The 24,651-nt window shown below is 48.8% G+C and carries 33 protein-coding genes; 19 read left to right on the top strand and 14 right to left on the bottom strand.

All coding sequences use genetic code 11. The annotated features are described in order from the left end of the window. Positions 1-13: 13 nt before the first annotated feature. Positions 14-1,201, top strand: coding sequence for an MFS transporter (locus A0126_RS06985; protein WP_088837011.1), 1,188 nt, complete (start codon positions 14-16; stop codon positions 1,199-1,201). Positions 1,202-1,251: 50 nt separating this feature from the next. Here the strand turns inward: A0126_RS06985 and A0126_RS06980 are convergent, their stop codons facing one another. Beyond that, on the bottom strand, positions 1,252-1,431 hold the full coding sequence (locus A0126_RS06980) for a hypothetical protein (protein WP_088837010.1): 180 nt from the start codon (positions 1,429-1,431) through the stop codon (positions 1,252-1,254). A 196-nt stretch (positions 1,432-1,627) separates the two neighbouring features. Here A0126_RS06980 and A0126_RS06975 point away from each other — a divergent pair, with 196 nt between their 5' ends. Further along, the gene (locus tag A0126_RS06975) at positions 1,628-1,837 is read left to right on the top strand and encodes a helix-turn-helix transcriptional regulator (protein ID WP_088837009.1); all 210 of its coding nucleotides are present in this window, start codon (positions 1,628-1,630) and stop codon (positions 1,835-1,837) included. After that, on the top strand, positions 1,834-2,310 hold the full coding sequence (locus A0126_RS06970; protein ID WP_088837008.1) for a DUF2178 domain-containing protein: 477 nt from the start codon (positions 1,834-1,836) through the stop codon (positions 2,308-2,310). The genes A0126_RS06975 and A0126_RS06970 overlap by 4 nt, the downstream gene beginning before the upstream one ends. Before the next feature lie 12 nt (positions 2,311-2,322). On the opposite strand, the gene A0126_RS06965 is transcribed toward A0126_RS06970, so the two are convergent. Next, on the bottom strand, positions 2,323-2,739 hold the full coding sequence (locus A0126_RS06965; protein WP_088837007.1) for a GNAT family N-acetyltransferase: 417 nt from the start codon (positions 2,737-2,739) through the stop codon (positions 2,323-2,325). A gap of 152 nt (positions 2,740-2,891) precedes the next feature. On the opposite strand from A0126_RS06965, the gene A0126_RS06960 reads away from it, so the two are divergent. From A0126_RS06960 to A0126_RS06950, 3 genes are all read left to right on the top strand, one after another. Next, on the top strand, positions 2,892-3,428 hold the full coding sequence (locus A0126_RS06960) for a GNAT family N-acetyltransferase (protein WP_239456883.1): 537 nt from the start codon (positions 2,892-2,894) through the stop codon (positions 3,426-3,428). A gap of 209 nt (positions 3,429-3,637) precedes the next feature. Beyond that, positions 3,638-4,996: an alkaline phosphatase gene (locus A0126_RS06955; RefSeq protein ID WP_088837005.1), complete on the top strand. Its 1,359-nt coding sequence runs from the start codon at positions 3,638-3,640 to the stop codon at positions 4,994-4,996. Positions 4,997-5,007: 11 nt separating this feature from the next. Beyond that, a complete protein-coding gene (locus A0126_RS06950; protein WP_088837004.1) occupies positions 5,008-5,655 on the top strand; it encodes a DUF4352 domain-containing protein in 648 nt (215 codons plus the stop codon). 375 nt (positions 5,656-6,030) lie between these two features. On the opposite strand, the gene A0126_RS06945 is transcribed toward A0126_RS06950, so the two are convergent. The 5 genes from A0126_RS06945 to A0126_RS06925 all read right to left on the bottom strand — a co-directional run bounded on the left by A0126_RS06945 (position 6,031) and on the right by A0126_RS06925 (position 10,297). After that, positions 6,031-7,695 carry an FAD-dependent oxidoreductase gene (locus A0126_RS06945; protein ID WP_088837003.1) on the bottom strand — a complete coding sequence of 555 codons (1,665 nt, stop codon included), beginning with the start codon at positions 7,693-7,695 and terminating at the stop codon, positions 6,031-6,033. A gap of 12 nt (positions 7,696-7,707) precedes the next feature. Continuing rightward, positions 7,708-9,012 carry an arsenic transporter gene (locus tag A0126_RS06940; RefSeq protein ID WP_088838476.1) on the bottom strand — a complete coding sequence of 435 codons (1,305 nt, stop codon included), beginning with the start codon at positions 9,010-9,012 and terminating at the stop codon, positions 7,708-7,710. A 94-nt stretch (positions 9,013-9,106) separates the two neighbouring features. Then, positions 9,107-9,415 (bottom strand): ArsR/SmtB family transcription factor, encoded by a 309-nt coding sequence (locus tag A0126_RS06935; protein WP_239456882.1) that lies wholly within the window; start codon positions 9,413-9,415, stop codon positions 9,107-9,109. 94 nt (positions 9,416-9,509) lie between these two features. Continuing rightward, the gene (locus A0126_RS06930) at positions 9,510-9,752 is read right to left on the bottom strand and encodes a hypothetical protein (protein WP_029333604.1); all 243 of its coding nucleotides are present in this window, start codon (positions 9,750-9,752) and stop codon (positions 9,510-9,512) included. Next, entirely contained in the window at positions 9,749-10,297 is a 549-nt protein-coding gene (locus A0126_RS06925) for a GNAT family N-acetyltransferase (protein WP_088837002.1), read from the bottom strand. The genes A0126_RS06930 and A0126_RS06925 overlap by 4 nt, the downstream gene beginning before the upstream one ends. A 192-nt stretch (positions 10,298-10,489) precedes the next feature. Here A0126_RS06925 and A0126_RS06920 point away from each other — a divergent pair, with 192 nt between their 5' ends. Further along, positions 10,490-10,669, top strand: coding sequence for a hypothetical protein (locus tag A0126_RS06920; RefSeq protein ID WP_088837001.1), 180 nt, complete (start codon positions 10,490-10,492; stop codon positions 10,667-10,669). A gap of 33 nt (positions 10,670-10,702) precedes the next feature. Beyond that, positions 10,703-11,287: a VanZ family protein gene (locus A0126_RS06915; protein ID WP_088837000.1), complete on the top strand. Its 585-nt coding sequence runs from the start codon at positions 10,703-10,705 to the stop codon at positions 11,285-11,287. Between the two features lie 88 nt (positions 11,288-11,375). On the opposite strand, the gene A0126_RS06910 is transcribed toward A0126_RS06915, so the two are convergent. Further along, positions 11,376-13,082: a methyl-accepting chemotaxis protein gene (locus tag A0126_RS06910; protein ID WP_088836999.1), complete on the bottom strand. Its 1,707-nt coding sequence runs from the start codon at positions 13,080-13,082 to the stop codon at positions 11,376-11,378. A 165-nt stretch (positions 13,083-13,247) separates the two neighbouring features. On the opposite strand from A0126_RS06910, the gene A0126_RS06905 reads away from it, so the two are divergent. After that, complete coding sequence (locus A0126_RS06905) at positions 13,248-14,300, top strand: C45 family autoproteolytic acyltransferase/hydrolase (RefSeq protein ID WP_088836998.1); 1,053 nt, start codon at positions 13,248-13,250, stop codon at positions 14,298-14,300. Positions 14,301-14,359: 59 nt separating this feature from the next. On the opposite strand, the gene A0126_RS06900 is transcribed toward A0126_RS06905, so the two are convergent. Continuing rightward, entirely contained in the window at positions 14,360-14,839 is a 480-nt protein-coding gene (locus A0126_RS06900) for a GNAT family N-acetyltransferase (protein WP_088836997.1), read from the bottom strand. Continuing rightward, positions 14,836-15,423 carry a GNAT family N-acetyltransferase gene (locus tag A0126_RS06895; RefSeq protein ID WP_088836996.1) on the bottom strand — a complete coding sequence of 196 codons (588 nt, stop codon included), beginning with the start codon at positions 15,421-15,423 and terminating at the stop codon, positions 14,836-14,838. The genes A0126_RS06900 and A0126_RS06895 overlap by 4 nt, the downstream gene beginning before the upstream one ends. 101 nt (positions 15,424-15,524) lie before the next feature. Here A0126_RS06895 and A0126_RS06890 point away from each other — a divergent pair, with 101 nt between their 5' ends. The 3 genes from A0126_RS06890 (at position 15,525) to A0126_RS06880 (ending at position 17,552) form a co-directional block, all read left to right on the top strand. Then, positions 15,525-16,307, top strand: coding sequence for a phospholipase D-like domain-containing protein (locus A0126_RS06890; RefSeq protein ID WP_239456881.1), 783 nt, complete (start codon positions 15,525-15,527; stop codon positions 16,305-16,307). A 240-nt stretch (positions 16,308-16,547) separates the two neighbouring features. Beyond that, a complete protein-coding gene (locus tag A0126_RS06885) occupies positions 16,548-17,069 on the top strand; it encodes an HAD-IIIA family hydrolase (protein WP_088836995.1) in 522 nt (173 codons plus the stop codon). A gap of 78 nt (positions 17,070-17,147) precedes the next feature. Continuing rightward, positions 17,148-17,552, top strand: coding sequence for an NUDIX hydrolase (locus tag A0126_RS06880; protein WP_088836994.1), 405 nt, complete (start codon positions 17,148-17,150; stop codon positions 17,550-17,552). A 145-nt stretch (positions 17,553-17,697) separates the two neighbouring features. Here A0126_RS06880 and A0126_RS06875 read toward each other — a convergent pair whose 3' ends face one another. Beyond that, positions 17,698-18,156, bottom strand: a complete 459-nt coding sequence (locus tag A0126_RS06875) for an NUDIX domain-containing protein (RefSeq protein WP_088836993.1) — start codon at positions 18,154-18,156, stop codon at positions 17,698-17,700. A gap of 105 nt (positions 18,157-18,261) precedes the next feature. On the opposite strand from A0126_RS06875, the gene A0126_RS06870 reads away from it, so the two are divergent. From A0126_RS06870 to A0126_RS06860, 3 genes are all read left to right on the top strand, one after another. Further along, positions 18,262-18,771 carry a MepB family protein gene (locus A0126_RS06870; RefSeq protein WP_088836992.1) on the top strand — a complete coding sequence of 170 codons (510 nt, stop codon included), beginning with the start codon at positions 18,262-18,264 and terminating at the stop codon, positions 18,769-18,771. Positions 18,772-18,903: 132 nt separating this feature from the next. Further along, the gene (locus A0126_RS06865) at positions 18,904-19,665 is read left to right on the top strand and encodes an arylamine N-acetyltransferase family protein (protein WP_239456880.1); all 762 of its coding nucleotides are present in this window, start codon (positions 18,904-18,906) and stop codon (positions 19,663-19,665) included. Between the two features lie 2 nt (positions 19,666-19,667). Next, a complete protein-coding gene (locus A0126_RS06860; protein WP_088836991.1) occupies positions 19,668-20,168 on the top strand; it encodes an NUDIX hydrolase in 501 nt (166 codons plus the stop codon). A 60-nt stretch (positions 20,169-20,228) separates the two neighbouring features. Here the strand turns inward: A0126_RS06860 and A0126_RS06855 are convergent, their stop codons facing one another. From A0126_RS06855 to A0126_RS06845, 3 genes are read right to left on the bottom strand one after another with little or no spacing between them, the layout of a single operon-like run. Beyond that, complete coding sequence (locus tag A0126_RS06855) at positions 20,229-20,939, bottom strand: DUF554 domain-containing protein (protein ID WP_088836990.1); 711 nt, start codon at positions 20,937-20,939, stop codon at positions 20,229-20,231. A 53-nt stretch (positions 20,940-20,992) separates the two neighbouring features. Continuing rightward, positions 20,993-21,907: a DMT family transporter gene (locus A0126_RS06850; RefSeq protein WP_088836989.1), complete on the bottom strand. Its 915-nt coding sequence runs from the start codon at positions 21,905-21,907 to the stop codon at positions 20,993-20,995. 2 nt (positions 21,908-21,909) lie between these two features. After that, complete coding sequence (locus A0126_RS06845) at positions 21,910-22,575, bottom strand: GntR family transcriptional regulator (RefSeq protein WP_088838471.1); 666 nt, start codon at positions 22,573-22,575, stop codon at positions 21,910-21,912. Between the two features lie 145 nt (positions 22,576-22,720). On the opposite strand from A0126_RS06845, the gene A0126_RS06840 reads away from it, so the two are divergent. The 4 genes from A0126_RS06840 to A0126_RS06825 all read left to right on the top strand — a co-directional run bounded on the left by A0126_RS06840 (position 22,721) and on the right by A0126_RS06825 (position 24,563). Beyond that, positions 22,721-23,041 (top strand): PadR family transcriptional regulator, encoded by a 321-nt coding sequence (locus A0126_RS06840; RefSeq protein ID WP_029333588.1) that lies wholly within the window; start codon positions 22,721-22,723, stop codon positions 23,039-23,041. Between the two features lie 3 nt (positions 23,042-23,044). Continuing rightward, positions 23,045-23,803, top strand: coding sequence for a hypothetical protein (locus A0126_RS06835; protein ID WP_088836988.1), 759 nt, complete (start codon positions 23,045-23,047; stop codon positions 23,801-23,803). Between the two features lie 127 nt (positions 23,804-23,930). Beyond that, on the top strand, positions 23,931-24,164 hold the full coding sequence (locus tag A0126_RS06830) for a hypothetical protein (RefSeq protein WP_088836987.1): 234 nt from the start codon (positions 23,931-23,933) through the stop codon (positions 24,162-24,164). 33 nt (positions 24,165-24,197) lie between these two features. Beyond that, positions 24,198-24,563: a cupin domain-containing protein gene (locus A0126_RS06825; RefSeq protein WP_088836986.1), complete on the top strand. Its 366-nt coding sequence runs from the start codon at positions 24,198-24,200 to the stop codon at positions 24,561-24,563. Positions 24,564-24,651 lie beyond the last annotated feature (88 nt).

The raw sequence follows: 24,651 nt of genomic DNA, 5'->3' as shown, positions 1-24,651 counted from the left end.
TGAGGTTCAAATCATGCAAAACAACAAACTCATTTTAGGTACACTTTTACTCAATCTGTTCATCGCCTTTTTAGGGATCGGACTCGTCATTCCCGTCACCCCGACGATCATGAATGAATTGAACATCTCCGGCTCGACGGTCGGCTATATGGTGTCGGCGTTCGCCTTTGCCCAACTGATTCTCTCGCCGCTTGCCGGACGCGCCGTCGACAAGTATGGACGGAAGCCGATGATCATCATCGGCCTGTTCATCTTCAGCATGTCGGAACTGTTATTCGGTCTCGGACAGACGGTCGAAGTCCTGTTCGCTTCGCGCATCCTAGGGGGAGTCAGTGCCGCCTTCATCATGCCGGCCGTGACGGCGTTCATCGCCGACATCACGACGAATGAGACGCGTCCGAAGGCGCTCGGCTATATGTCGGCCGCCATTTCGACCGGCTTCATCATCGGACCGGGGATCGGCGGATTTCTCGCTGACATCGGGACACGGGTTCCGTTTTTCTTTGCCGCGACGTTCGGGATGATTGCGATGATTTTGTCCGTCTTCACGTTACGTGAACCGGAACGTCATTATGCCGATGCGCCGACTGTCAAACAAGCGGCCGGCTTCTCAAAAGTCTTTTCCCCCCTCTATTTCGTCGCTTTTTTGGTCCTGTTGATTTCGTCATTCGGTCTCGCCTCGTTCGAATCGCTGTTCGCCCTGTTCGTCGACCGGAAGTTCGGCTTCACGGCGAAGGACATCGCTCTCGCGATTTCCCTCGGAGCGATTGTCGGTGTCGTCGTCCAAATCGGCCTGTTCGACCGCTTGACGCGGTGGTTCGGTGAGATCCGCCTGATCCGTTACAGCTTAATCGTCTCGTCCGCCCTCGTCCTCGTCATGACGTACGTGACGAGTTACTTCGCAATCATCCTTGTGACGATGGTCGTCTTCGTCGGATTCGACTTGATGCGTCCTGCCGTCACGACCTATCTGTCGAAGATTGCCGGCGATGAACAAGGTTTCGTCGGCGGAATGAACTCGATGTTTACGAGTGTCGGGAACATCCTCGGACCGATTGCGGGTGGACTCCTGTTTGATGTCAATCTCAACTACCCGTTTTATTTCGCGACGATCGTCCTGACGGTCGGCATCATCTTGACGTTCTTTTGGCGTCAACCGAAACTGTCGGTCGACTCGGGCGCAACGAAACTGTCATCGTGAACATGAAGAAGCGTTCCCCTGAACTAAGGGAGACGCTTCTTTTTCATGCATTAAGATGATTGCTGATAACTAGTATTCGATAAATTATCTTCGACTGATCTGACCCACTCGACCGGGACATATAATGATTTTGCAATGGCTTCATCCGTTTTTCCAAGCTTCCGTAACGTTTTGACGATGCGCATGCGGCGTGTGAGCTCCCTTTGATCCGGAATACATTCAGGCAACATTTAATTCCCCCCCTTTTTCTGTCCCGATGCCGTCGAAGTGATAAAGTACATATTACCCAAAAGTTGTCAGACTATTCTGTTTTAGTCAGACTCCACGAATTTTCGATAAATGAGGCGAAAAAATAAAAAGTATAGTTACCTTTACAAAATGTAAAACAAACTATACAATATGTTTATGTAAGAAAGGAGTGTCCCGATGAAACTTTCGAATCGCGTCAAAGCATTACGGCGCCAAACGGACTGGACGCAAGAACAATTCGCTGACTTGATCGGCGTCACGCGCCAGACCGTCATCTCACTCGAAAAAGGAAGCTATACCCCGTCCTTGTTACTGGCGATGCACATCGCCCGGGTCTTTGACCGACCAATCGAAGACATCTTTTATCTGGAGGAGGAATCACTTTGAAACGTGTCATCATTCAATCGAGCTTAAACATTTGTCTGTTCTATTTGTTAGCTGCTTTCGTCAGTTCTGTACACGATCAACTTGAAGTGTTTAACGATGATCCCGTCCGCGGTACCGGATTCAACATCACATTGGAACTTCCGCTTGTTCTTCCGATGATACTCATCGCTGTTTTACTAACCGTTATGGGGTATCTGACTCGGACCAACAAAAAAAGTACGTTTTCCGAATGGTCCGTCGGGATGACTGAATTTTCCGATCAGGACGAGCGCGAGGAAGTCATCACAGGTAAGGCGACACGTGTTGCCTATTCAACATTTTTGTCCACACTCCCTGTCCTGATGATTCCGTTTTTATTTTACGTCCAACTCGTTGAAGGTTTTCCGAACTTTCCCTTCTACGCCATCGCGACCGTCTTATCGCTCGGCACACTGTCCTATCTGATTGCTTGGATTTATTATTACAAGAAATAAGAATCAACTCATTTAAAGTAATTTTTTGTAGAAGTATTGTGTTATCCCTTCGACCGGATGATCGTCCAAGCGACCGTATTCGACGTACCCGTTTTTTTCATAGAAGCCGGGTGCCTGAAAACTGAACGTGTCGAGGATGACTTTGCTGCAGGCACGTTCGTTGGCATAGGCTTCGACCATGCTCAATAATTTGCTGCCGTATCCGCCGCCTTTGACGGACTCGTCGAGCCACAAGAAAGAGACGTGGACGTGGTTCCAGCTGTATTCACCTGTCAATCCGCCTTTAATCTCGCCACCTTCCTTTAAAAGAAAACAGATTTGTTCCGTCTCATGTTGAACCGCTAGCGGAACTTTCGTTTTGTTGAAGCCGATCAATTGTTCGCGAATGTATTCGCGGTCCTCCGTTGAACCCTGTTGTATCTCTAACATCTCTATCCATCCTTTCCAATCTGTTTCTAGTCTATCATGTGTCGATCTAGACAATCTTCGTTTGTCTTAATGGAAATACTTTACATTTTTAAATTATTTATGGCATTCTTAAGGGGGACGATTTTGATTTTACTAGTTTGGAGGCGAATATGATGGATCCAATTGACGCGAACATTCAATCTGTAACGTACACGATTCGTCCGGTAGAGCCTACGGATGCACGACAGCTTGCTTTACTGCGCGCGAGACTCGATGCAGAAACGGACCACTTTGACCGATTCCCGGGCGAAGACGTGCTGGATGAAAAGGGATTTCTGCAATTGATTCAGCATGAGACCGGTATTCCCCACTCCCTGCTCGTCGCTGAAGTGGATCGTCAACTCGTCGGTTATGCCCGCTGTGTCGGTTTCTCCTTGCGTCGGTTCGCACATAAAGCCGACTTCGGCGTCGGGGTCGTCCGTGACTGTTGGGGGCAAGGCATCGGGCGGGCTCTCTTACAGACGACACTTGACTGGGCACGGACGGTCGAACTGCAAAAGATTCAATTGACCGTCGTCGAGACGAATCAAGGGGCCGTTCGTTTATATCAGACAACCGGGTTTCAAGTCGAAGGACGACTCAAGCACGACCGACTGCTTGCGGACGGCTTGTATTATGATACGATTTTGATGGGCTTACTCCTCGTTTAACACGCTTCACACTAACTAGCCGGCGACTTCGCTGACTAGTTTTTTCATATTTTTGTTTCGTAAGACATGCCAACTCCTTTTTCATAGCTCCTTGTCATTACTTCTTCATAATTGTTTACATTTTTCTCATATTCCGTTCATATTCCTTCAGTAGGATGATGAATGTAGGCAATACATACTGTTCTTTAAATGACCAAGGAGGAATTATCATGAAACTGAAACGACTAATCCCGATTCTCGCCCTATCGACCTTATCGCTCAGCACGATGGTATCGACACCGGATGCCGATGCCAAAAGCAAATACAAGAAGACGCCGGAAATCCGCAACGTCATCTTTTTAATCGGTGACGGGATGGGTGTTTCCTATACGTCGGCGCACCGCTACTTAAAAAATGATCCGACGACGACCGTCGCCGAAAAAACTGCCTTCGACCAGTATCTCGTCGGTCAGCAAATGACCTATCCGGAAGATCCGGCACAAAACATCACCGACTCTGCCTCTGCCGCAACCGCAATGTCTTCCGGCGTCAAGACGTACAACGCAGCGATTGCCGTCGACAATGATAAGTCTGAAGTCAAGACCGTCCTTGAAGCGGCGAAAGAACGCGGTAAGTCGACGGGACTCGTCGCGACGTCAGAAATCACCCATGCGACACCGGCTTCGTTCGGCGCTCATGACGAAAATCGGAAAAACATGAACGCGATCGCAGATGATTACTTTAAGGAACGGATTAACGGGAAACATAAGATTGATGTTTTACTCGGCGGCGGCAAATCCAACTTCATCCGTCCGGATGTCGATTTGACGAAAGCATTCAAAAAAGACGGTTACGGATACGTGACGGATCTTGACGAATTAAATGCCGACCGCAACAAACAAGTCCTCGGTCTGTTTGCCGATGGCGGTTTAGCAAAACGGATCGACCGTGAAAATAGCGTTCCCTCATTGGAGCAAATGACGAATGCGGCGATTAAACGACTCGATACGAACAAAAAAGGCTTCTTCCTGATGGTCGAAGGGAGTCAAATCGACTGGGCCGGACATGATAATGACATCGTCAGCGCGATGAGTGAAATGGAAGATTTCGAACGGGCGTTTAAAGCGGCAATCGCCTTCGCGAAAAAGGACAAGCATACGCTCGTCGTCGCGACGGCCGATCATTCGACGGGTGGCTATTCAATCGGGGCAGACGGGATTTATAACTGGTTCGCCGAGCCGATTAAAGCAGCAAAGAAAACACCCGACTTCATGGCTGAAAAAATCGTTTCCGGCGCCGATGTCCGCAAGACCTTGACGAAGTACATCGATCAACAAAAATTGGCTTTGACGGAAGAGGAATTCACTTCGGTCGAACGAGCTGCCGCCTCTAAGAACGTGACAGACGTCGATAACGCGATTGAAGAAATCTTCAATCAACGGTCGCACACGGGTTGGACGACGGGCGGACATACGGGAGAAGACGTTCCCGTCTATGCCTATGGACCGGCTAAAGACCGGTTTGCCGGACAAGTCGACAATACGGATCACGCCAAAATCATTTTTGATCTCTTGAAAAAGAATAAATAAGGAGGTCCATCATGAAGCGACTCCTGCTCTCGATCACGCTTGGAACCATCCTCGCCGGATGTAGTGATTCTTCAGCTGATCAACAAGCCGTGCCGGCACCACCCGTCACACATACCTCCGTCGCACTTGAAAAGGCGGACGTCTATGTGCCGAACCCGCAATTGCCGGACGACCGGATGTTGACGAAACGGAATCAGACGGTTCGTGACGATAAAGGTGAATTGACGTTACAACAGATCCAGTCCGTCAAACAAACTCACTCGATTGGACCGATCAACATGACGATCGAGGAAGTAAAAGTTATTCAGACCCGTCCGAGTTACGCGATGATTGATTTCTTTCACGGCTTCACCCATGAAGAAGCATTCGATATGGTGAAGACCCGCGTCACGGTTACGAATACGAGCAAGCAACCGGTCACGTTCAACCCGGTTGCTCATGTAAAAATCAATCAATCGACAGAAAAAACAATTGATGATGACCTGTACCTCGAAGCATTGGCCGGGACATATGAGCCATCGGAACAGCGCAGCGGCAACCTTGGTTTCATCACGGAACGTCCCGTTGAAAAACTCGAGTTTTTGACGAGTGACGTCCTTGATGCGCAGCAGCAGGTCATTAAAAAAGGTCAACCTTTCACAGTGACGCTACACGATTAAATCAATAGACAAGACAAAGAACCACGTTCCGACTAGCGGAGCGTGGTTCTTGTACGTTAAACAAATTTTATGGAGAATAAAAACGTTACATCGGATAGTGCTCTAAACTATCTGTATGCCTGCTCTCCTCAATCATCACATAAATCGCGTCGTGTTTCGGTGACTCCTGCGGGAAAAAGCGCGTGATCAACGCGCTGCTAAGAGGCAGGCAAGACCCTGCTCCTTGTCCGTGAGGATCAAGGAGCAACGGCTTGCGCCTCACCCGAGGAAAGCAACGAAAAACAACGACGCGTATTACCGAACATGACTTTTCCTATACATTGAAAGCCACGCCCCGACTAGCGGAGCGTGATTCTTATTTATCCGGTTCTCCGCTTATTTCTTAGAAAAACAATGCTTCAGGTGCTGATAGTTCGTATTTCCACCGGACAAGTTACAGACATCCGTAAACCCGAGATTCTTGAGCACGTTTTGCGCTGCATTGCCGGTGACGCCTTTATTACAATAGACGACCGTCGGGATGGATGGATCGAGTTCCGCAGCCCGCGTCCGCAGTTCGCCGAGTGGGATATGAACCGCGCCGTCGACATGATTCTTCTCGAACTGTTTTTTCGACCGCGTATCGATGATTTGAATCGTCTCCCCGGTCGCCGTCTGCTCGATTAACGTTTCCGGCGTCATTAAACGGGCCGTCTTCTTAATCGCGTTATCAAGCGCCATCCCTGTGTAGAGGACAGGATCTTTTGTTGTCGAGAACGGCGGGGCATAGGCAAGATCGAGATGGAACAAGTCTTCCGCCTTCGCCTTGAACGTGATTGCCGTCGCGAGGACATCAATCCGTTTGTCGACGCCTTGCGGTCCAACGATCTGTGCGCCGAGGACCCGTCCTGTTTTTCGGTCAGCAATCGCTTTGATGACCATATCCTTTCCGCCCATATACTCGGGACGGTCCGGTTTAATGTTGTGTAAAATCTCAATATCGAATCCGGCGGCAAGGGCTTCTTTTTCCGTCAAGCCGGTTTGGGCGACCGTCAAATCGAATGCCTTGAAAATCCCCGTCCCGAGAATGCCGCGATGTGCCGCCTCTTCCCCGGTGATGACCATCCCGGCAATCCGACCCATCTTGTTCGCTGTAGAACCGAGCGGCCGATAAATCGCTTCGCCCGTAATGACGGAAAAGCTCTCTGAGACGTCACCGACGGCATAGACGTCTTTCACGTTCGTCTGCATTTGCGGATTGACGGCAATCGCCCCCGTCTGACCGAGTGTGACGCCGATTTGTGTCGCCAGTTCCGTGTTCGGTTTGACGCCGACCGAGAGGATGACGAAATCCGTCGCAATTGATTTTCCGCTCGCGAGTTCGACTTGCTCTACTTTGCCTTCGCCCGTCAATGCCGTGACCGATTCATTTAACAACAGCCGGACCCCTTTACTTTCAAGATGATCGCCGACACGTGACGCCATATCAAAATCAAGCGGCGGCATGACTTGCGGTAGTCGTTCGACGAGCGTGACGGCAATGCCGCGGTACGTCAACTGTTCCGCCATCTCAAGTCCGATGAATCCGCCACCGACAATCGTGACCGTCTTCGGATCGTGTTGCTCGATGTACGTACGGATCGCTCCGGCGTTCTGGACGTTCCGGACGGAAAAGACGTTTGGTGCATCAACACCGGGAAATGGAGGAATGATGCTTGACGCACCTGTCGCGAGGACCAGCGTATCGTACGTATCCTCGAAGCGTTCACCCGTTACGCCATTTAAGATGGTCGCCGTCTTCGTCTGATGATTAATTGATTCGACTTCATGTCGGGTCTTGACGTCGATATTGTAACGTTTTTTAAAGAATGCCGCGTCCCGTGGTGTCAAGGTATCGATGTCTTCGATCTCGCCACCGACGAAGTACGGGATGCCGCAACCCGAGTACGAGATGTCTTGATCGCGGTCATAAATCGTAATTTGTAATGATTCGTCGTTCCGACGGGCTTTTGCGCCGACCGATGTTCCGGCAGCAACTGAACCGATGATGAGTAGTTTCATGAATAATCCCCCTTAGTAAAGTAACAAGCTGATGTAAAGACCGAGTAAGGTGATCGCAAGCGTCGGAACCGTTAAAATCGTTCCAATCTTAACGTATTGTCCCCACCCAATTTTAACACCTTTTGTCCGTAAGACGTGTAACCAAAGTAACGTCGCAAGACTCCCGATCGGCGTGATTTTCGGACCTAAGTCGGAGCCGATGACATTGGCATAAATCAAGGCCTCCCGGATCGATCCTGTTGCCTGACTGAGATCGATCGCGAGTGCATCAATCATCACGGTCGGCATGTTATTCATGATTGATGACAAAATGGCAGCGAGGAAGCCCATCCCGAACGTCGCAGCGGCGAGATTTGTCGCAAACCCATCGATGATGTCCGCTAAAAATTGCGTCAGACCGGCATTTTGCAGACCGTAAACGACGATGTACATCCCGAGTGAGAAGAAGACGATTGCCCATGGTGCACCGGCGATGACTTGTTTCGTCGGGACACTTGGTGAACGGCGGGCCATCAGTAAGAAGAACAAGGCGATGACGCCGGCAACGAGACTGACGGGAATCCCGATAAGATCACTCGTGAAGTAACCGACGACAAGCAGCACGAGGACCACCCATGATAATTTGAACATTCGCTGATCTTTGATCGCCGCGCGTGGTGCGACGAGTTGTGTCACGTCATAAGTCTTCGGAATACTCTTACGGAAGTAAAGATAAAGTACGAGTAAACTCCCGGAAACTGCAAAGACGTTGACGAACACCATCCGTGCCGCATAGTCTGTAAAGCCGATGTCAAAGAAGTCGGCCGAGACGATGTTGACGAGGTTCGAAACGACGAACGGCAGACTTGCCGTATCGGCGATGAAGCCGGACGCGAAGACATACGCGAGGACGACATAATCCGGTAACTTTAAGTGCCGGACCATCGCGAGGACGATCGGTGTCAAAATCAACGCGGCGCCGTCATTTGCGAACAAGGCAGCGACCCCTGCCCCAAGTAGCGTCATGTAGATGAACAATTTCAATCCGCCGCCTTTGGCGATTCGTGCCATATGTAAGGCGGCCCATTCAAAGAAGCCGATCTCGTCTAAAATCAATGAGATGATGATCAGAGCGATGAAGGTAAACGTCGCGTTCCAGATGATGCCCCAAACGGTCGCGACATCGTCAAGATTGACGACGCCGGTCAGCAAGGCGATGATGGCCATCCCGATCGCCGAATAACCGATCCCGAGACCTTTTGGTTGTTTGATGATTAAAAATAACGTGATTAAAAAGATTCCAATCGCAAGTACGTGTGTTCCAGTCAAAATCGTCACTTCATTTCTATAAAAAATTTTAATTTCAGCAACTTCACATAACAACCTTGTTATATAAGGACGCTGTCGACCAACCGAAAAGTGACCTTTCCGGTCAGCACATATTTCCTTCCGTCAAGGACGGTCGTTCGAGTGTTGCTAAAATCGTCACGAGCAATGCATAGTGTGAATGGTCCGGATTAAGCCGAAAATGAATCCACTGACGATCGCGTCGTTCTAAGATGATGTGCGCTTGCCGTAATAATTTCAAATGCCGGCTGATTGCCGGCTGGGATATGCCATACACATCGACGAAATCACAGACACAGTGTTCACGCTCTTGCAGGCGATTCAACATATCAAGCCGGATTCCGTCACTCAGCAATTTCAAATAGGCACTGACTGTTTCGACGTCTGTGATCAATGGCCCCTCGCCTCCTCCTCTTTTCCTATGCCACGTGTTCTAACATAAACAGTCTATTATATAACTAACTCGTTATTCAATGATTTTTAAAAGATTATTTTTTGTTCTGTGTAAAGGATGTGAACGCCGGTAGATTGACGACCAAAAAATAAAGCGCGAATGCAATCAAAAAGAATACGGTGAAGGACAACAATTTTTCATCATGTAAAAACAATGTCCGGTCGATGTGCAGGTGCCCGGTTTTATCAATCGCGACCGGCATCGTCACCAGTGTTAAAAAAATACCGCCCATCAGGAAAAGTCCAAGTATGTTGAAATACCGTTGTGGTGTTTTCATGATTGCACCACCCAGTCCGGTTGAATTATCGAAAACAAACACCCATCATGCGAACGTCCACCTTGATAGAGATAACCCCGCAGTTTGCCTTCTTGAACGAACCCTTGTTTTTCGAGGAGATGGATTGACGCGACATTATCCGGGAAGGTGACGGCTCCGACACGGAATAAATCAAGTTCTTCAAACGCATACCGCAAAATTACCCGGACCGCTTCCGATGTATAGCCTTTCCCCCAATAAGCGGGACTTAATTCGAAACCGATTTCTGTTTTCTTGCTGTATTCACTCAAGTGATTAAAGCCGATCGTCCCGATGAACGCTCCGGTTTCCTTGTCGACCATCCCCCAGCGGATGCCGCGTCTTGTTTTATAAGTGTCGTCAAACGACTTGACGATCATGGTTCCCTGTTCGGCGGACGTCAACGGGTCCATCCCGTAAAAGCGCGTCACTGCCTCGTCCGATAAGATTTCAAATAATGCTTCCGCATGATCGGGTGTTACTTCGACGAGCTGTAATCGCTCCGTTTTTAAAACGGGAAAAGTCATGTTCATTCCTCCGATTTTTCATTTACTGTCCTTAAAAGCATATTACGGCACTCCCGCTCAAAATCCCTGCTTTTTCCACAAAAACAATGTTAATTCCTAATAATGAAAGACGAATGGGTTTTTGTTGTGTTATCCTATTTTTGGTCTTTTATTCCCATTTCACAAATTCAATAGTCTAGGAGGTAGATGTGTTTGAATACAAAACTAGCATTCATCTTATGCCTCATGCTTGTAGCTGAATTTCGCGTCATCCATCTGTTTGATTTGCCTTATTGGATGCAGCAATTCTATGGTGTGTTTTATCTTATCACGACAGGAATCATCGCATTCATGTTATGGAAACAAAAAAAAGCGAAACGCGTCCAATCTTAAGGGCGACAATTTATCTATGTAAAGGAGCATCATATGCCATCCATCTCATTTCCCGTTTTCACCCTGCTCGGACTACTCGGATTATTGATGTATGCCGGATTTGATTTCAGAAGACAGGCATTTAATCACTTAGGCAAACGAAGTATCATGTACAGCTTTCTCGTGTACGCGATTGTCGTCGTCCACTTGACAATCGGTTTCGTTTATTTCCCTCCGCAAGCAGGATCAATCGATATTCAGTTGCGCCCTTTCCACTTTATTAACGATTGGATGCTTGCAGGACAGCAAAGCAATTGGTTCTTTTGGAATTCAGTAAAGTTGACTGCTTATAACTTCCTTTTGTTCCTGCCGCTCGGCGTCTATCTTGTGGTCCTTTTCAAAATACGGTTCACAACAGGGTTGCTGTTCCTTTTTCTGACGAGCTTTGTGATTGAAACGCTGCAATTTGTCTTCAGTTATGCCGGTCTGCTGTTCCGCCGTACCTTCAACGTCGATGATTTATTGCTAAATACACTCGGTGGCTTACTTGGGATGCTCATCGCCTATAGCGTCATCCACTTCATGCTGACGAAATTCAACCAGTTCCCTAAGCAAACGGACAACACTAAGATTTCGTAACCCATATAAAACGACGGATGCCTTTCGCTGTAACAGCGTCGCATCCGTCGTTTTTGTATGATCTTATATTTCACGATCCAAAATCGATTCAAACTTGAAACCGGTCCGCTAGTCCTTTTAAATCCTCTGCCATCGTCGCAAGCGACTGCGAGGCCGATGAAATTTCCTGCATCGATGCCATCTGTTCTTCCGTCGACGCTGAAATGTTCTCCGTTCCGGCAGCAGCACTTTCCGTGACGCCCTGGATTTCCCGCATGACGGCCGCGATTTGTTCGCTGCCCGCTGCCATTTCCTGAACGGCACCGGATACTTCTTCGACTTGATCGGTCACGTCGACGATCGAGCGCTCGATTTCCTTGAACGAATCACTCGCTGCTGCGACGACGTGAATCCCGCTCGTCATCTCGCCTGATACCTTCTCCATCGAGACGACGGAATGTTCCGTCTCCCGCTGAATGACTTGAATCAATCCTTCGATTTGCTTCGCCGCAACCGCCGATTGTTCGGCGAGCGCCTTGACTTCTGCTGCGACGACGGCGAATCCGCGCCCTTGCTCCCCGGCACGTGCCGCTTCAATCGCTGCATTTAAGGCAAGTAAGTTCGTTTGCGCGGCGATGCCCGTGATCGACGCCGTAATCTGCCCGATTTCTTTTGAGCGACCACCGAGTCCGACGATGACGTGTCCAAGTTCCGTGACGTCCGTATTGATTTGTTCCATTTGTCGGCCGAGTTTGTCGACGACTTGACTGCCTTGCTCGACTTTCCCCATCGCGTCGCCGGTCACGTCAGACATCTGTTGCGCATTCCGCGCGACTTGGCGGATGCCGGACGTCAATTCCTCGACCGTTCGTGACGCGCCCGAGACTTGACCTAGTTGTTGTGTCGATCCGCTCGCGATTTCTTCCATTGTCACGGCGACGAGTTCCGTTGCTTTCGTCGTCGCTTCCGCGTTCGCACTCAGTTCGTCCGATGCTTTCGCGACGTGGTTCGATGTTCCCGTCATCTCGACGATGACATGATGCAACTGTTCCGTCATCGTATTGAACGATGCTGTCAATTGACCAAGTTCATCTTTTGAATTGTAATCACCACGTACCGTCAAATCACCATCACCCGACTGTTCCATCCAGCCTTGGAGTGAACGGATCGGTCGCGTGATTAAGCGAATGATGTAGAGCGCTAAAATCGCAAACAGAAGCAACGATCCGATGAAAATTGCCGCCATTAAGTAAAAGGCTGTCTGTTTCTCTGCCTGATTTTGTTCGTTGATCGACTTCGCTTGATTCGTCATCGATTTCATCAAGCTTGCTGCCGTATCAGCGACTTGATCACGAACTTGTTCGAGACCTGTCGCGTATGTTTCGTAAGCCTCTTCTTTACTCCCTTCAATCGCTAAACTTTGAATCGTACTGAGTCCATTGTCGTAGGCGATGACAAGATCATTCAATTCCACGAGTTGTTTTCTTTCACGGGCACCAATGTTCGCCGTCCGCTCAAATTTAGTAATCGATGTCCGGATCTGTGCTTGGCGTTGATCGATTTGTCCCTCCAGTTCTTCGAGTCGTGCCGGATCTTTCGTCAACATCATCTCGGCGAGGAACGAATCGAGCGCCCGGGTATCAATCCGAATCTGTCCGACTTCTTGAACCGGGATTAAGTTTTCTTCGTACATCGCTTCAGATGCATTGGCCATCTGATTTAAAAAGTAGATACTTGCACTCGTAATCAGGACCATCGCGACGATTGCCGTTGCAATCAACATTTGAATCTTTCTTCGTACCGTCAAATTTTTCATCCATCTTCCCCCTCCCTTTTCTATATCGGTAAAATGAAGCGATGTTTGACTCTTTTTACGGAATTTTTCCAATCCATGATGTGTTACCGCCAAAGCGTCGGCTACGACTTTTGTGGAGTCGTTCGGTATAATCGGCAGTACGAGAAGCAGAAAGGATGAGTCGTCATGCAACAGGTCGCTAATGAAATCACCCAGTTTCGCGGCACCCACTACGAGTTCGGCCGTGAACAAGGACGGTACGTCAAACAAAATGAATTACTCCATAACCGGGAAGACAACTGGAAGATTCGGGTTCCACGCTTTCAGGTCGACCCGGGCGAAACAAAAGAAATGTTCCTGCGGTATGTCCCGCACATGTGGGATGAAATCCTCGGACTCCAAGATGAACTTGAACTGTCGCTTGAAGACACATTGCTTCACTTTGGTCATTACCGCGTCGAAGGTCCGAAAAGCGGCTGTTCGATCATGACGGGCGATAATTTTTTAGTCCGCAATTATGATTATCATCCGATGACCTACGACGGACGGTTTTCCGTTTTCCAACCGACGGACGGTGGGTCTGCCATCATCGGTCCCGCGTCACGCGTGACCGGTCGGATGGACGGGATGAACGAACACGGACTGGCGATGGGCTACAACTTCATCAACCGGCGACGCCCCGGAGACGGTTTCGTCAGTTTCATGATTGGCCGGATCATCCTCGAAACGTGTACATCGGTCGAAGACGCGATTTCGCTCGTTAAGGAATTGCCGCACCGCGGTTCTTTCACCTACGTCGTCCACGATAAGTCGGCCCGCTCGTTCGTCATCGAAGCGACGGCACGCGACATCGAGGTCCGGGAGACGAATCTCTGTACGAACCATTTTGATTTACTGCAACACGAAAACCGGTTCCATCTCGATGACTCGAAACGACGGATGATGGAAATGAAGTCGCACCAGCACTTGATTCAAGATGCGGAGTCTGCCTTCCGTCTGCTCAACGATACCGATAAAGGGGTCTTTTCCGAGCTCTACTCCCACTGGGCCGGAACGATTCATACCTCGGCATACTTTCCGGAGGACTTGAAGGTCTGGTTCGCGCTCGGTGGTGACCAGGAGCCGGTCGAGTTCGATTTCCGCGACTGGTTGGCCGGGAACGACTTTGCTCTGAAACGCATCGAAGGAGAACTTGAGACCGACATCCAGTTCGCGAACACGTTACAGACGTGGCGCTGAACGCATTCAACTAACAAAAAGCACGAAAGCAGCTGGTACAGTTGCTTTCGTGCTTTCATTTAATCCAACCGTTTTTCCATATGGAGATCCGTCGGCGCGTACCCTGACGATTCATACAGCTTGATCGCCCGCGTATTGTGGGCAAAGACATGAAGTCCGATGATTTTGATGTTCATCCGCCGTGCGACCTGTTCAAGCGCCACCATCGCCTGTCGCCCGTAGCCTTTTCCTTGGTGATGTGCATCAACCGAAAAATCATAGATGAATGCCGTCCGTCCCTGTTTTTTTTCCACGACATGAAACCACATCATGCCGACCGCCTCAGTCGTCGCCTCATCGACTAGCGAGAAAAGATAATTGTCTTTTGACGCGCGTCCGTCCGGTAAGAGTTGACGAAACTCTTCCGTCGACCGGTCGATGGCTTCCGCTTCCACCCACGTTCCGGCTTTCACCTTTTCCGCGGCGTACTCTTCAATTGCCGTCGGTAAATACGTCTGATACGTCGTTTCCGTCATCGGTTCAAAGCGGATTTTCGTCATCGGTTGTCCCCTACTTCCGTTTGTTCGACCTGTATCATGTTCGATTGCCAGTCATCGGCGAGCATCGCGTAGACGATGACATCATGGAAATCTCCGTAAAGACGTTCTGCCGACCGTAACGTCCCTTCTTTGACGAATCCGAGCCGCTCGGGAATCCGTTGACTCCGTGTATTGCCGGCCGCACATTCAATGACGACTCGGTTCAAGCCGAGTGTCGTGAAGCAGTATGCCGTAATGAAGCGAACGACTTCCGTCATCAGGTTTTTTCCGCGCCCGGCTCCCGTTACGTAATAGCCGATTGATGTCTGGCGTAACGTTTGATTGATTTCGTGCAGGGCGACCGTTCCGACCAGTGCTCCGTCATAATAAATCCCGCAGGCGAAACCGTCCCCGTCCGCATATTGCTTCAGCCAGATCGGAATCACTTCCTCACGGTAGACTTCAGCTCCCGTCGCCCCGTCGACCCAGCCGAGCCACTCCCGTAAGTGGTCCCGGTTGGCGTCGACTAAGGCGAACAGGGCGTCGGCATCTTGCCGTTCAATCAATTTTAATCCGAGTCGTTCTGTGATCTGATGGGTAAACATGTCGTTTCACTCCTTATGTATGTCTAAAGCTATACTTTAGACGTTAAACGTTAAAATACCTGCTTGAGAATCTGTTGCTGTGATGAGTGGGACAGATTTTTGTGAATGACCTGTTTTGGTTTCGTCGTCAGCGCGTTCTCTATGATGCGATCGGCTCCTGGAAACTCAAAGCGAAGGACTTCGCTGCCTTCAACCAAGACGGCGCTGAAGTCCGGTCGTTTTTCGCTTCGCCGTTCGGCATCTTCAACCTGCGGATCAACAACCGCAATCACCGGAAACTTTGTACGATTGACCGGCAAATCGGCTACATCGGCGGTTTTAACGTCGGATCGGAGTACCTTGGGGAAGACGAACAGTTCGGCTACTGGCGTGACACACATCTGCGGGTCCTCGGCCCCGTCGTCGAAGCACTCGAGTTTCATTTTGAACAGAACTGGGATGCCGCGAGCCGTGAGCGAACCGATTGGTCAACGGCACCGATTCCACCGCTAGCGGATTCGACAGACCGTGTCCCGGCTCAAATCGTGACGTCCGGTCCAACGTCAGAGACGGAATACTTGAAAAACATGCTGATCCAAATAATTCATACGGCGGAAAAATCAATCTATATTCAGTCACCCTACTTTATTCCGGACGCCAGTTTCATGGATGCCTGCCGGATTGCCTTAGCGTCCGGCGTTACCCTGAAGATCATGATTCCGAACCAGCCGGATCACCCGTTCGTCTACTGGGCGACGTATGCGGCGGTCGGCGAAGAACTGGAACTGCTCTTTTTATCAGACGTCGCCGATAGTAGTTTGTTAACGCGGGAAAAATACGCTGCCCGTCCGCGGATGATCCGCTTTAAGGAAAGTATCTCGCGCCTGTTATCGCCAATCTTATAACATTAAAAAAAGTAACAACCAGCATGTAATGGAATAACTAAACAGATGGACGGCAAATCATAAATTAACTCATTTTTGGCTAAACATACTCATTTTGAATGATTTTGAGTATGTTTAGCGTATTTGACTATGTTTAATGAGTTCATTTTTCTTCTAAACGGATTCATTTGTTATAAAAATGAGCATGTTTAATGGCATGGAGTGACGTACCGACTACATTCGTGACAGGAGATATAAACGATGAAAAACATAGAAGCTGTCTTTTTGGATCGTGATGATACCATCGGCGGGGGTACCACCATGCACTACCCAAGAGAATTTGAACTGTTTCCGTATACTGCTTTGGAAATCAATCGATTAAAAAAAGACCAGATTCCATTGTTTTCATTTACAAATCAGCCCGGTATTTCTAAAGGCTTAGCAACAATCGAAGACTTTCAACAGGAATTGACTGGATTTGGTTTTGATGATGTTTACATATGTCCACACAATCCTCAAGAAGGTTGTACGTGCCGGAAGCCTGGTATCGGCATGTTATCGAAGGCGCAAAAAGCTCATAATTTAACTCTAGAAAATTGTGTCGTCATCGGGGATCGTTGGACCGACATGCTGGCGGCTTCAAAAGCAGGTTGTATTAAAATTTTAGTACGAACAGGTGCGGGGGAAATGTCGTTGCGCGACCATCGTGACGAATCAAATAACATCCGTATTGACTACATTGCAAGTGACTTAAAAGATGCCATCAGCTGGTTGTACAGCTAGTATTCGTTGACTGGCAGAGCATAAAACAAGATATAGTGACGGTTACAAGTCTTATATTTAAATAAAGGTGGAGATTAGATGATGCCAAAACATTCACTCTCAGCAGGTGCCGTCGTCCTTGATGATCACGGAAAAATCCTGCTCATTAAAGGGCCAGAGCGAGGTTGGGAATTTCCAGGTGGGGTCATTGAACTAGGAGAAACCATCGAGGACGGAATCATCCGTGAAGTGAAAGAAGAATCCGGAATCGATATTGAGGTGACTCACTTTTGTGGCATCTATCAAAACATAAGCCAACATGTTTGCGCGACCTGTTGGCTGGCAAAAGCAGTCGGTGGGACACCGCAAACGAGCAGCGAAAGTCTGGAAGTCGGCTTTTTCAGTTTAGAAGAAGTTCTAGACATGGTGACCTGGTCAAATTTCAGTGAACGGATTCTTAAAATATTAAACGAAGCGGAACAACCCTTTTATGTCGCTTTTTGAAGCCCCCTTCACTTCACCGTTCCGAGAAGACAGCATATAGACAATGAAGTGCTCCGAATTAGAGCATCCATCGCCCCAAATCTTTTGGCCAGATGGGTGTCCTTTGTTTACGGAACCAGCATTTGCTTTTAAATCGATGATTTTATTAATCGACGGCTTCCCTGACCGCCCATCTCTGATGCGCATGAAATAACTTATCCGTATCTTGAAGACTAAGCCACGCCGGATGATGATCCATTTCGACTGCCGCTTGTGTCAACTCGAGTAACGTCACTGTGTAAAAAAACGCATCGTTGAGGATTGCTTGCCCGTTTCGTGCTTTCAGATACTGTTTGGCCCGTCCAATCGGTACTTCGATACGAATCGTATAACCCGTCTCTTCTAACAGTTCTCTGTGAAGTGCTTGCTCCGGTGTTTCACCGACTTCCCTCCCACCTCCGGGAAGGAAGAAATGTTGTGAATTGGTCCGAACGCTTAGGTATTTTTGTTGTTCCTTATCAACGACAACAGCATAGACGCTCGCCTTGTGTTGATAATGCATCCCTTCCTGCTTCAGTCCGAAAATCGGAATCTCTTTTTTTATATTCGTTTTAGACTGTCTCATTGATGATCTCCTTTATACGTGTAATGTTATTTCAAATAGAATTCGTGATATACAGCTTTATACTAACTATAGACCATTTAAATCCGTTGAGAGGTGAACTGAAACGTGCATGATTTTTTCGAAGTACTGAATTATGTAAATAAAATCATTTATGAACCCAATCGTTTACCATTAGAGAGGGTTCAAGAAGAACCACAAAATGCGAACTATGGTGCTGGGACTTTTAAAATATTTTCCAAAACCGTTCGTTTTCGGATAGGACATGTAACGCCTACAAAACTAGGACAGTTTGTGGTCTTTTGGGAAAAAGACGACAACAATAAGAATCAGCCCTATCGATACGACGAAGCCCCTGATTTATTAGTCATCACGACTTTTAAAAATGAGACAGCATTCGGACAATTCATCTTTCCGAAAGAAGTACTTCTTCAACAAAATGTTCTTTCATCTAATGCAACAAAAGGAAAGATGGCGATGCGTGTATATCCGAGCTGGGATACACCAACAAGTAAACAAGCCATCGCAACTCAAAAATGGCAGGCACCATACTTTATCGATATGTGCGATGCTAGTGATTCGTTAAATGAGGAACTAGTTGAACGTTATTCGCTTTAATTTCCCGAAAACCCCTTTTTCATCGATTCATTTCATTTTAAAAAATCAATTGATTCGGTACTATCCAGACTGTTTAATTAAATTTCAGACATTTTGTGCCATACTAAGGAGATTGAAAAAGGAGGAGTTCAGTTGTCATCTCTCATGAAAAAAATCGCATCCCGGATACAGTTTCCACTTGACCGGCCGATTACGTTTGACGATTTACCATCTCTATTAGAAGCATTCGCCTACCACCTGCCGTTTGATAATCAGGCCGTCCTCTCGAAACGGACGTTACCTTTTAACGAAGCACGCCTTGAGCAGACGTTCGTCACCAATCAAGCAGGCGGTGTCTGTTACGATTTAAATCATCTGCTCTATGAAATTTTGCGGATCAAAGGATTTGATGTCGCGCTCGTCAAAGCGACCGTCTATGACAATGAACACGAAGTCTGGTCCGCGACCGGTCCGACCCATGTCGCGATTCTCCTCCAGCATGCAGGCGCGACGTACCTCGTCGACAGTGGGTTCGGAATCAATCTCGCCTTACGCCCTGTTCCATTGACAGGTGAGACCGTCCTTTCACCAAGCGGCAGCTTCCGGATTGCGCCGAACGGGTCCGGGTACCAGCTTGAAATGCAACGGATAGGACTCGACGACACGTTCATCATCGGCTACCATTTTTATACCCAACAGACGCTTTTGCCGGAGCAGCTCGCAGCGATCGAACAAGTCATCCAGCAGCATGCCGCCTCCCCGTTCAATAAACGGAGTTTACTTGCCGTCCGGACTGAAACCGGCCACCGGATTTTGACGGAACAAGCCTTGACGACTTGGGCGGATGGAAAGAAAACGATCCAACCCGTCCCGTCAGACGAACAGTATGCAAGTTGGAAAAAGGAGCTGTTCTGATCGTGCAGGACGTACCCTACCCGTATACGCTTTGCCTGATCCGCCAAGGCGAACAGTTCCTCTTGCTCAACCGGCAAAACCAGCCGGCGATGGGAATGTGGAATGGTGTCGGCGGCAAAATCGAACCCGGTGAAACACCAACTGCCGCTGTCGTCCGGGAGACGTTCGAAGAGACGAGAATCATGCTGTCACAAGTCCAGTTCGCCGGTACCGCCGTCCTACGCGCTGAACAAGCAGTCGGCATCTATCTCTACCTCGCCGACTTACCGGATGGTCAAACGCTTGCGACACCGCGCGCGACGCGCGAAGGGATTCTCGACTGGAAATCGCTAAACTGGGTTCTTGATCCGGACAATATCGGGATCATCAGTAACTTAAAACACTATTTACCGAACATCTTAAGCGGTCCACCGCGTCAACACACATTCACCTATAAGCAGCATCAGTTACTCGATTATTCGACGACCGTCTTACCTGCGGACGCGTTGCACCTCACATACTAAAAAAACTGCGTCCTTCATCCCGGAGACAATCGTTGTCAACGGAATGAAGGACGCAGTTTTTTAATTGAATCCGAACAGTTGAAGCCCCGTCACGATCACGGCCACCATCACGATACCGGGCAGGAGATTTGCGACCCGGATTTTTGTGATGCCGGCAAGATTCAACCCGATCGCCAAAATCATCACCCCGCCGGTCGCCGTCATCTCGACGATGAACTGTTGCAGGATCGCATCGGGAATGAACTGTGTAATCGCGACGGCACCGAGCGCAATCGCCCCTTGATACAGAAGTACGGGAATGGCGGAGAAGATGACGCCGATGCCGAGCGTCGAACTGAGGACGAGCGCCGTAAAGCCGTCAATCAGTCCTTTCGTATATAATACGTCGTGATCCTGACGCAATCCGCCGTCAAGCGCCCCGAGCACACCCATCGCGCCGATGACGAAGATCAGCGTCGCCGTGACGAATCCTTCAGCGATGTTTGACGGACGACCCCGGCCGATTCTCAGTTCGAGCCATTCGCCGAGCCGGTTGAGCTTTTCATCGATCCGCAACCATTCGCCAAGCGCCCCACCGATGACGAGACTGCCGATGACGATTAAAAAGTTCTCACTTTTCAACCCCATTTGGACACCGAGCACGACGACGGCGAGACCGATTGCCTGGACGACCGTTTCTTTCGTCCGCTCGGGAATTCTGTGAAACAGGAGACCGAGTAACGTCCCGACGATGATCAGTCCTGTGTTGACAAGTGTTCCTGTAAGTACCATCCTTGTTCCCTCGTTTGCTAAGTTATTTTTAAATTAAGGTAGTTGAAATAAATTCAATCCGAGATAACGGTCGGACTGGCTTGCCGAAAACTGTGGAGTGTCATCCCAAGCATGACGAGGATGATACCGAGCAGTCCGAGACCTGACGGAAATGCCGCGTGTAAAAAGACGGCTTCTCCGAGGACGGTGAACAAAATTTCGAACGATTGTGTCGCCTCGATTGTCGCGAGCCGGACGGGATCACGATGGACGAGCGATGTCGCGTAAAAGAACAAGGACGTCGCGACGACGCCGGAAAAGATTGCGACGAGTGCCGACTGTGATACTTGTGCCATCGAAGGGAAGCCACTCGAACGGTATGCAAATGCCGTCAAGATGAACCAAAACGGAAGACTCGCGAGCGTCATCCCGAGAATCCGGTCGAACACGTCGAGTTGGTCGCCGTACCGTATGAGCATCTTCCGGTTCCCGAGCGGATAGGCGATCGCTGCAATCAGGACCGGGACGACACCGTACAGCATCGATGACAGGCTGACGTTTTCCGCGACGGCAAGTTGCATGACGATGACGCCGGCGACGATGACAAGGGAAAACCGTAACGCCGTCCAGGGAATCTTCTGCTGAAACAACGGCGCAAGCAACGGACCAGCAAGGATTGTCAGTTGCCACGTCCCGGCGATCAACCAACCGGGCGCATGATCGGCAGCAAAACAAATCCCGCTGTAAAAAATGCCGAAGCCGATCGTCCCGTAGATGAGCCAAAATTTCAGGTCTTCGCGGAGCGCCCGGTAGACGTGTCCGACCCGCCGGCGAAAAGCGACGATTATAAACAACAACGGCAGCATAAAATAAAACCGGAGTGCCGCACTGTAAATCCAGTGCCCCCCACTTCCTTGCATCGATTGGTTCAGGATGAAGGTGACGGCAAAAAACAATGCCGCCAAGGTACCGAGTACGAGCGGACGCATTTTCACTCCTCCTTCAGTGCTGCGATGATATGGCGACCGAGCCCATTCCAGTTCTGCCTCGTCAACCGGACGAGTAAATCGACATCCCGCTGTTCGCACGCTTGAATGATCGCATCGTGGTCATCTGCCGACGAACTGCCGATCCGGCTGAACTGGGCGAACTCCAGCCGGCGGACGAGCGGCGTCAAGCGACTCAACGTTTCAGTCAGTTGCTGATTCTGACTTGCCTGTAAGAAGACATGATGAAACGCATCATCACATTGCATCGCCTCGAGGGCATCCTCCTGACCGATCGCCGTCCGAAATTCGCTATTCAGCTTGCGTAACGTCACTAACGTCTCCGGCGTAATGTGCGGAAACGCCAGTTGACTCGCAAGTCCATGGAGCGTCGCGACGATCGGAAACGTCTCGCGTGCCTGCACCACATCCAGTGCCGTCACATTCGTCCGTGAACCGGGTTTAAAGACGACGAGTCCCTCCTCTTCCAGTTTTTTCAGTGCTTCCCGGACAGGCGTCCGGCTGACACCGAACTGTTCTGCCAGATCCAGGTCATTCAATTTTTCACCCGGCGCCAGTTCCAAGGTGATGATTTGTTGCTGCAAGTGTTGATACACTTCCTGACTCAAGGAAGTCCGTTTGATTTTAAGAGTCTTTTTTGAGTTATCCATAAAACTAATATATTGCATATCAATGTTGATTGCACTTGTTTTTTTCAATTATCAGGAAAATTTAATTCACTACCTTGTATTACATGTTATTGAATGATAGGCTATAGTTACCTTGCAATACAAGATAGTGAAACGAGGAATTCATATGTCATCTACTCAAATGTTAAAAGGGATTCTTGACGGTTGTCTCCTCGCCTTGATTGCCGAAGAAGAGGTCTACGGTTATGAACTGGCGACGAAACTTGCGACCTACGGCTTTGCTGACGTCAGCGAAGGAACGATTTATCCGTTATTGATGCGGATGCAAAAGCTCGGTTGGATTGAAGCAACGCAACGCCAGTCCCCGAGCGGACCGAAACGAAAGTATTATGCCATCACTTCGGCAGGACGCGACGAACTGACTGCTTTTTCAGCTCGCTGGTACAGTCTTTCAGCAAGCGTCAATCAGATTTTAAAGGAGGAATGAACCATGCATCCCTTATCCACTGAATCAACTCGTTTTTTAGAGGACTTAAAAATCTATTTGTTAGCTTCCGGAAAAAATGAACAGGCGACGCAAGACATCGTCAGCGAACTCGAGGATCACTTGCGCGACGCTGAGACGGACGGCAAATCGGTCAAATCCATTACCGGCGGTAGTCCGGCTGCTTACATCCAGTCGATTTCGAACGAACTGGCCTTTGATTGGAAAGGATTGCTGCAAATCTTCGGGCTTGTGTTAGTAGGTGGATCCAGTTTTTCGTTTTTTCAACAGCTCTTTAATGGTTCCGTCTCCTACAACGCCATTCTCTTATTGAGTTTTGCGAGCGCAGTTGCATTACTCATCGTCTGTCTCGCGTTGATTTTGCGGTACCTGTCGACGCATACGGTCAGTCCTGTCCGTCAAAAGGTGCTGTCCGGACTGTTCGGCGGCTTATTTTCAGTCAGTATCTTGGTGACCGTTCTTGCCGACCGCTTCATCGATTCACCGACCGTGACGTTTTCGCTCCCTGTCAGTTATGCGATCGGGTTGCTTTATCTCGTCGTCATCGTCTGGTTATCGGTTTCGTCAGGGACATGGGTCATCGCCATCGGACTCGCCGCCTATTTTTTACCGCAATTTGTTTTACATCAGACTGGAGTCAATGGATTAATCGTCATTTTGAGCAGTTATCTCATTTCGATGATCAGTATGAATCTTTACTTTTTCTTACCGATGCTGCTTACGAAACGACAGATGCAGAAGTGATTTAGTTCGAAAAATGCATAGAATCCGCTACAAACGAGTATTGCTATGAGTTAGCGATTTTCATTTGGTATTTAATGACATTTTCAAGTAGAATGAATTAAACACACTGGGATCGAGGCTACCTTTTATGAATATTAAGATGCTGATTCTCGTCTTCCTCATTGTCTATCTAGCACTTAGCCTGCCGGCACTGTTCGGGATTGGACTTGTCATCGACTGGGTCCCTGAAGCCACCGTCGTTCAAAAGTTTAACGGATATGTCCTCGTGGGACTAACGGATAACTACTTATTCAAATGCGTCATGGCAGGGCTGATTAGCATCGTCCTGCAACTGATTATTTCTAAACGACAGCGAAATTAAATCAGGTAGCAAACAATGCATCGGGGGGATTATATGAAACTTTATCGATTCACAAAAGAGACCGGGAAAAAAATCACAAAATTCGACTCTGATTTTGTGATGTCGCGGATCACGCAGACAGAGAAGCCCGTTCATATAGGGTGTGTCCATTTAGATGTCACCGGGTTAATCGGTTATCATCAAGCGGTTGTTCCCCAGTTACTTTTACTTGTGAGCGGGGAAGGCTGGGTTAGAAGTGAAGACGATACATCCGTTAAAGTCCAGAGCGGTGATGCCGTGTTTTGGGATAGCGGCGAATGGCACGAAACCAGAACTGACAGCGGATTGACTGCAATCGTTATCGAAAGCGAAGAGTTGATCACGTCTTCCTTGACACCGTTAGAGCGATTACAGGTATGAAACAAACATGAGCATTGATTAAAAGAAGGCTGTCTGACAGGGAGAAAAAAGTTCCACTTCCCCTCCGTCAAACAGCCCTATTTATTAA

The organism is Exiguobacterium sp. N4-1P, assembly GCF_002214325.1.
The sequence above is the reverse complement of the archived record's forward strand: the minus strand, read 5'-3'. Positions and strand labels throughout refer to the sequence as shown.

What these genes read in the sequence shown, in the direction of transcription:
- A0126_RS06985 (WP_088837011.1), top strand. Translation starts at nt 14, where the DNA reads ATGCAAAACAACAAACTCATTTTAGGTACACTTTTACTCAATCTGTTC.
- A0126_RS06980 (WP_088837010.1), bottom strand. Translation starts at nt 1,431, where the DNA reads ATGTTGCCTGAATGTATTCCGGATCAAAGGGAGCTCACACGCCGCATG.
- A0126_RS06975 (WP_088837009.1), top strand. Translation starts at nt 1,628, where the DNA reads ATGAAACTTTCGAATCGCGTCAAAGCATTACGGCGCCAAACGGACTGG.
- A0126_RS06965 (WP_088837007.1), bottom strand. Translation starts at nt 2,739, where the DNA reads ATGTTAGAGATACAACAGGGTTCAACGGAGGACCGCGAATACATTCGC.
- A0126_RS06960 (WP_239456883.1), top strand. Translation starts at nt 2,892, where the DNA reads ATGGATCCAATTGACGCGAACATTCAATCTGTAACGTACACGATTCGT.
- A0126_RS06955 (WP_088837005.1), top strand. Translation starts at nt 3,638, where the DNA reads ATGAAACTGAAACGACTAATCCCGATTCTCGCCCTATCGACCTTATCG.
- A0126_RS06950 (WP_088837004.1), top strand. Translation starts at nt 5,008, where the DNA reads ATGAAGCGACTCCTGCTCTCGATCACGCTTGGAACCATCCTCGCCGGA.
- A0126_RS06945 (WP_088837003.1), bottom strand. Translation starts at nt 7,695, where the DNA reads ATGAAACTACTCATCATCGGTTCAGTTGCTGCCGGAACATCGGTCGGC.
- A0126_RS06930 (WP_029333604.1), bottom strand. Translation starts at nt 9,752, where the DNA reads ATGAAAACACCACAACGGTATTTCAACATACTTGGACTTTTCCTGATG.
- A0126_RS06925 (WP_088837002.1), bottom strand. Translation starts at nt 10,297, where the DNA reads ATGACTTTTCCCGTTTTAAAAACGGAGCGATTACAGCTCGTCGAAGTA.
- A0126_RS06915 (WP_088837000.1), top strand. Translation starts at nt 10,703, where the DNA reads ATGCCATCCATCTCATTTCCCGTTTTCACCCTGCTCGGACTACTCGGA.
- A0126_RS06910 (WP_088836999.1), bottom strand. Translation starts at nt 13,082, where the DNA reads ATGAAAAATTTGACGGTACGAAGAAAGATTCAAATGTTGATTGCAACG.
- A0126_RS06905 (WP_088836998.1), top strand. Translation starts at nt 13,248, where the DNA reads ATGCAACAGGTCGCTAATGAAATCACCCAGTTTCGCGGCACCCACTAC.
- A0126_RS06900 (WP_088836997.1), bottom strand. Translation starts at nt 14,839, where the DNA reads ATGACGAAAATCCGCTTTGAACCGATGACGGAAACGACGTATCAGACG.
- A0126_RS06895 (WP_088836996.1), bottom strand. Translation starts at nt 15,423, where the DNA reads ATGTTTACCCATCAGATCACAGAACGACTCGGATTAAAATTGATTGAA.
- A0126_RS06885 (WP_088836995.1), top strand. Translation starts at nt 16,548, where the DNA reads ATGAAAAACATAGAAGCTGTCTTTTTGGATCGTGATGATACCATCGGC.
- A0126_RS06880 (WP_088836994.1), top strand. Translation starts at nt 17,148, where the DNA reads ATGATGCCAAAACATTCACTCTCAGCAGGTGCCGTCGTCCTTGATGAT.
- A0126_RS06875 (WP_088836993.1), bottom strand. Translation starts at nt 18,156, where the DNA reads ATGAGACAGTCTAAAACGAATATAAAAAAAGAGATTCCGATTTTCGGA.
- A0126_RS06855 (WP_088836990.1), bottom strand. Translation starts at nt 20,939, where the DNA reads ATGGTACTTACAGGAACACTTGTCAACACAGGACTGATCATCGTCGGG.
- A0126_RS06850 (WP_088836989.1), bottom strand. Translation starts at nt 21,907, where the DNA reads ATGCGTCCGCTCGTACTCGGTACCTTGGCGGCATTGTTTTTTGCCGTC.
- A0126_RS06845 (WP_088838471.1), bottom strand. Translation starts at nt 22,575, where the DNA reads ATGGATAACTCAAAAAAGACTCTTAAAATCAAACGGACTTCCTTGAGT.
- A0126_RS06840 (WP_029333588.1), top strand. Translation starts at nt 22,721, where the DNA reads ATGTCATCTACTCAAATGTTAAAAGGGATTCTTGACGGTTGTCTCCTC.
- A0126_RS06835 (WP_088836988.1), top strand. Translation starts at nt 23,045, where the DNA reads ATGCATCCCTTATCCACTGAATCAACTCGTTTTTTAGAGGACTTAAAA.
- A0126_RS06830 (WP_088836987.1), top strand. Translation starts at nt 23,931, where the DNA reads ATGAATATTAAGATGCTGATTCTCGTCTTCCTCATTGTCTATCTAGCA.
- A0126_RS06825 (WP_088836986.1), top strand. Translation starts at nt 24,198, where the DNA reads ATGAAACTTTATCGATTCACAAAAGAGACCGGGAAAAAAATCACAAAA.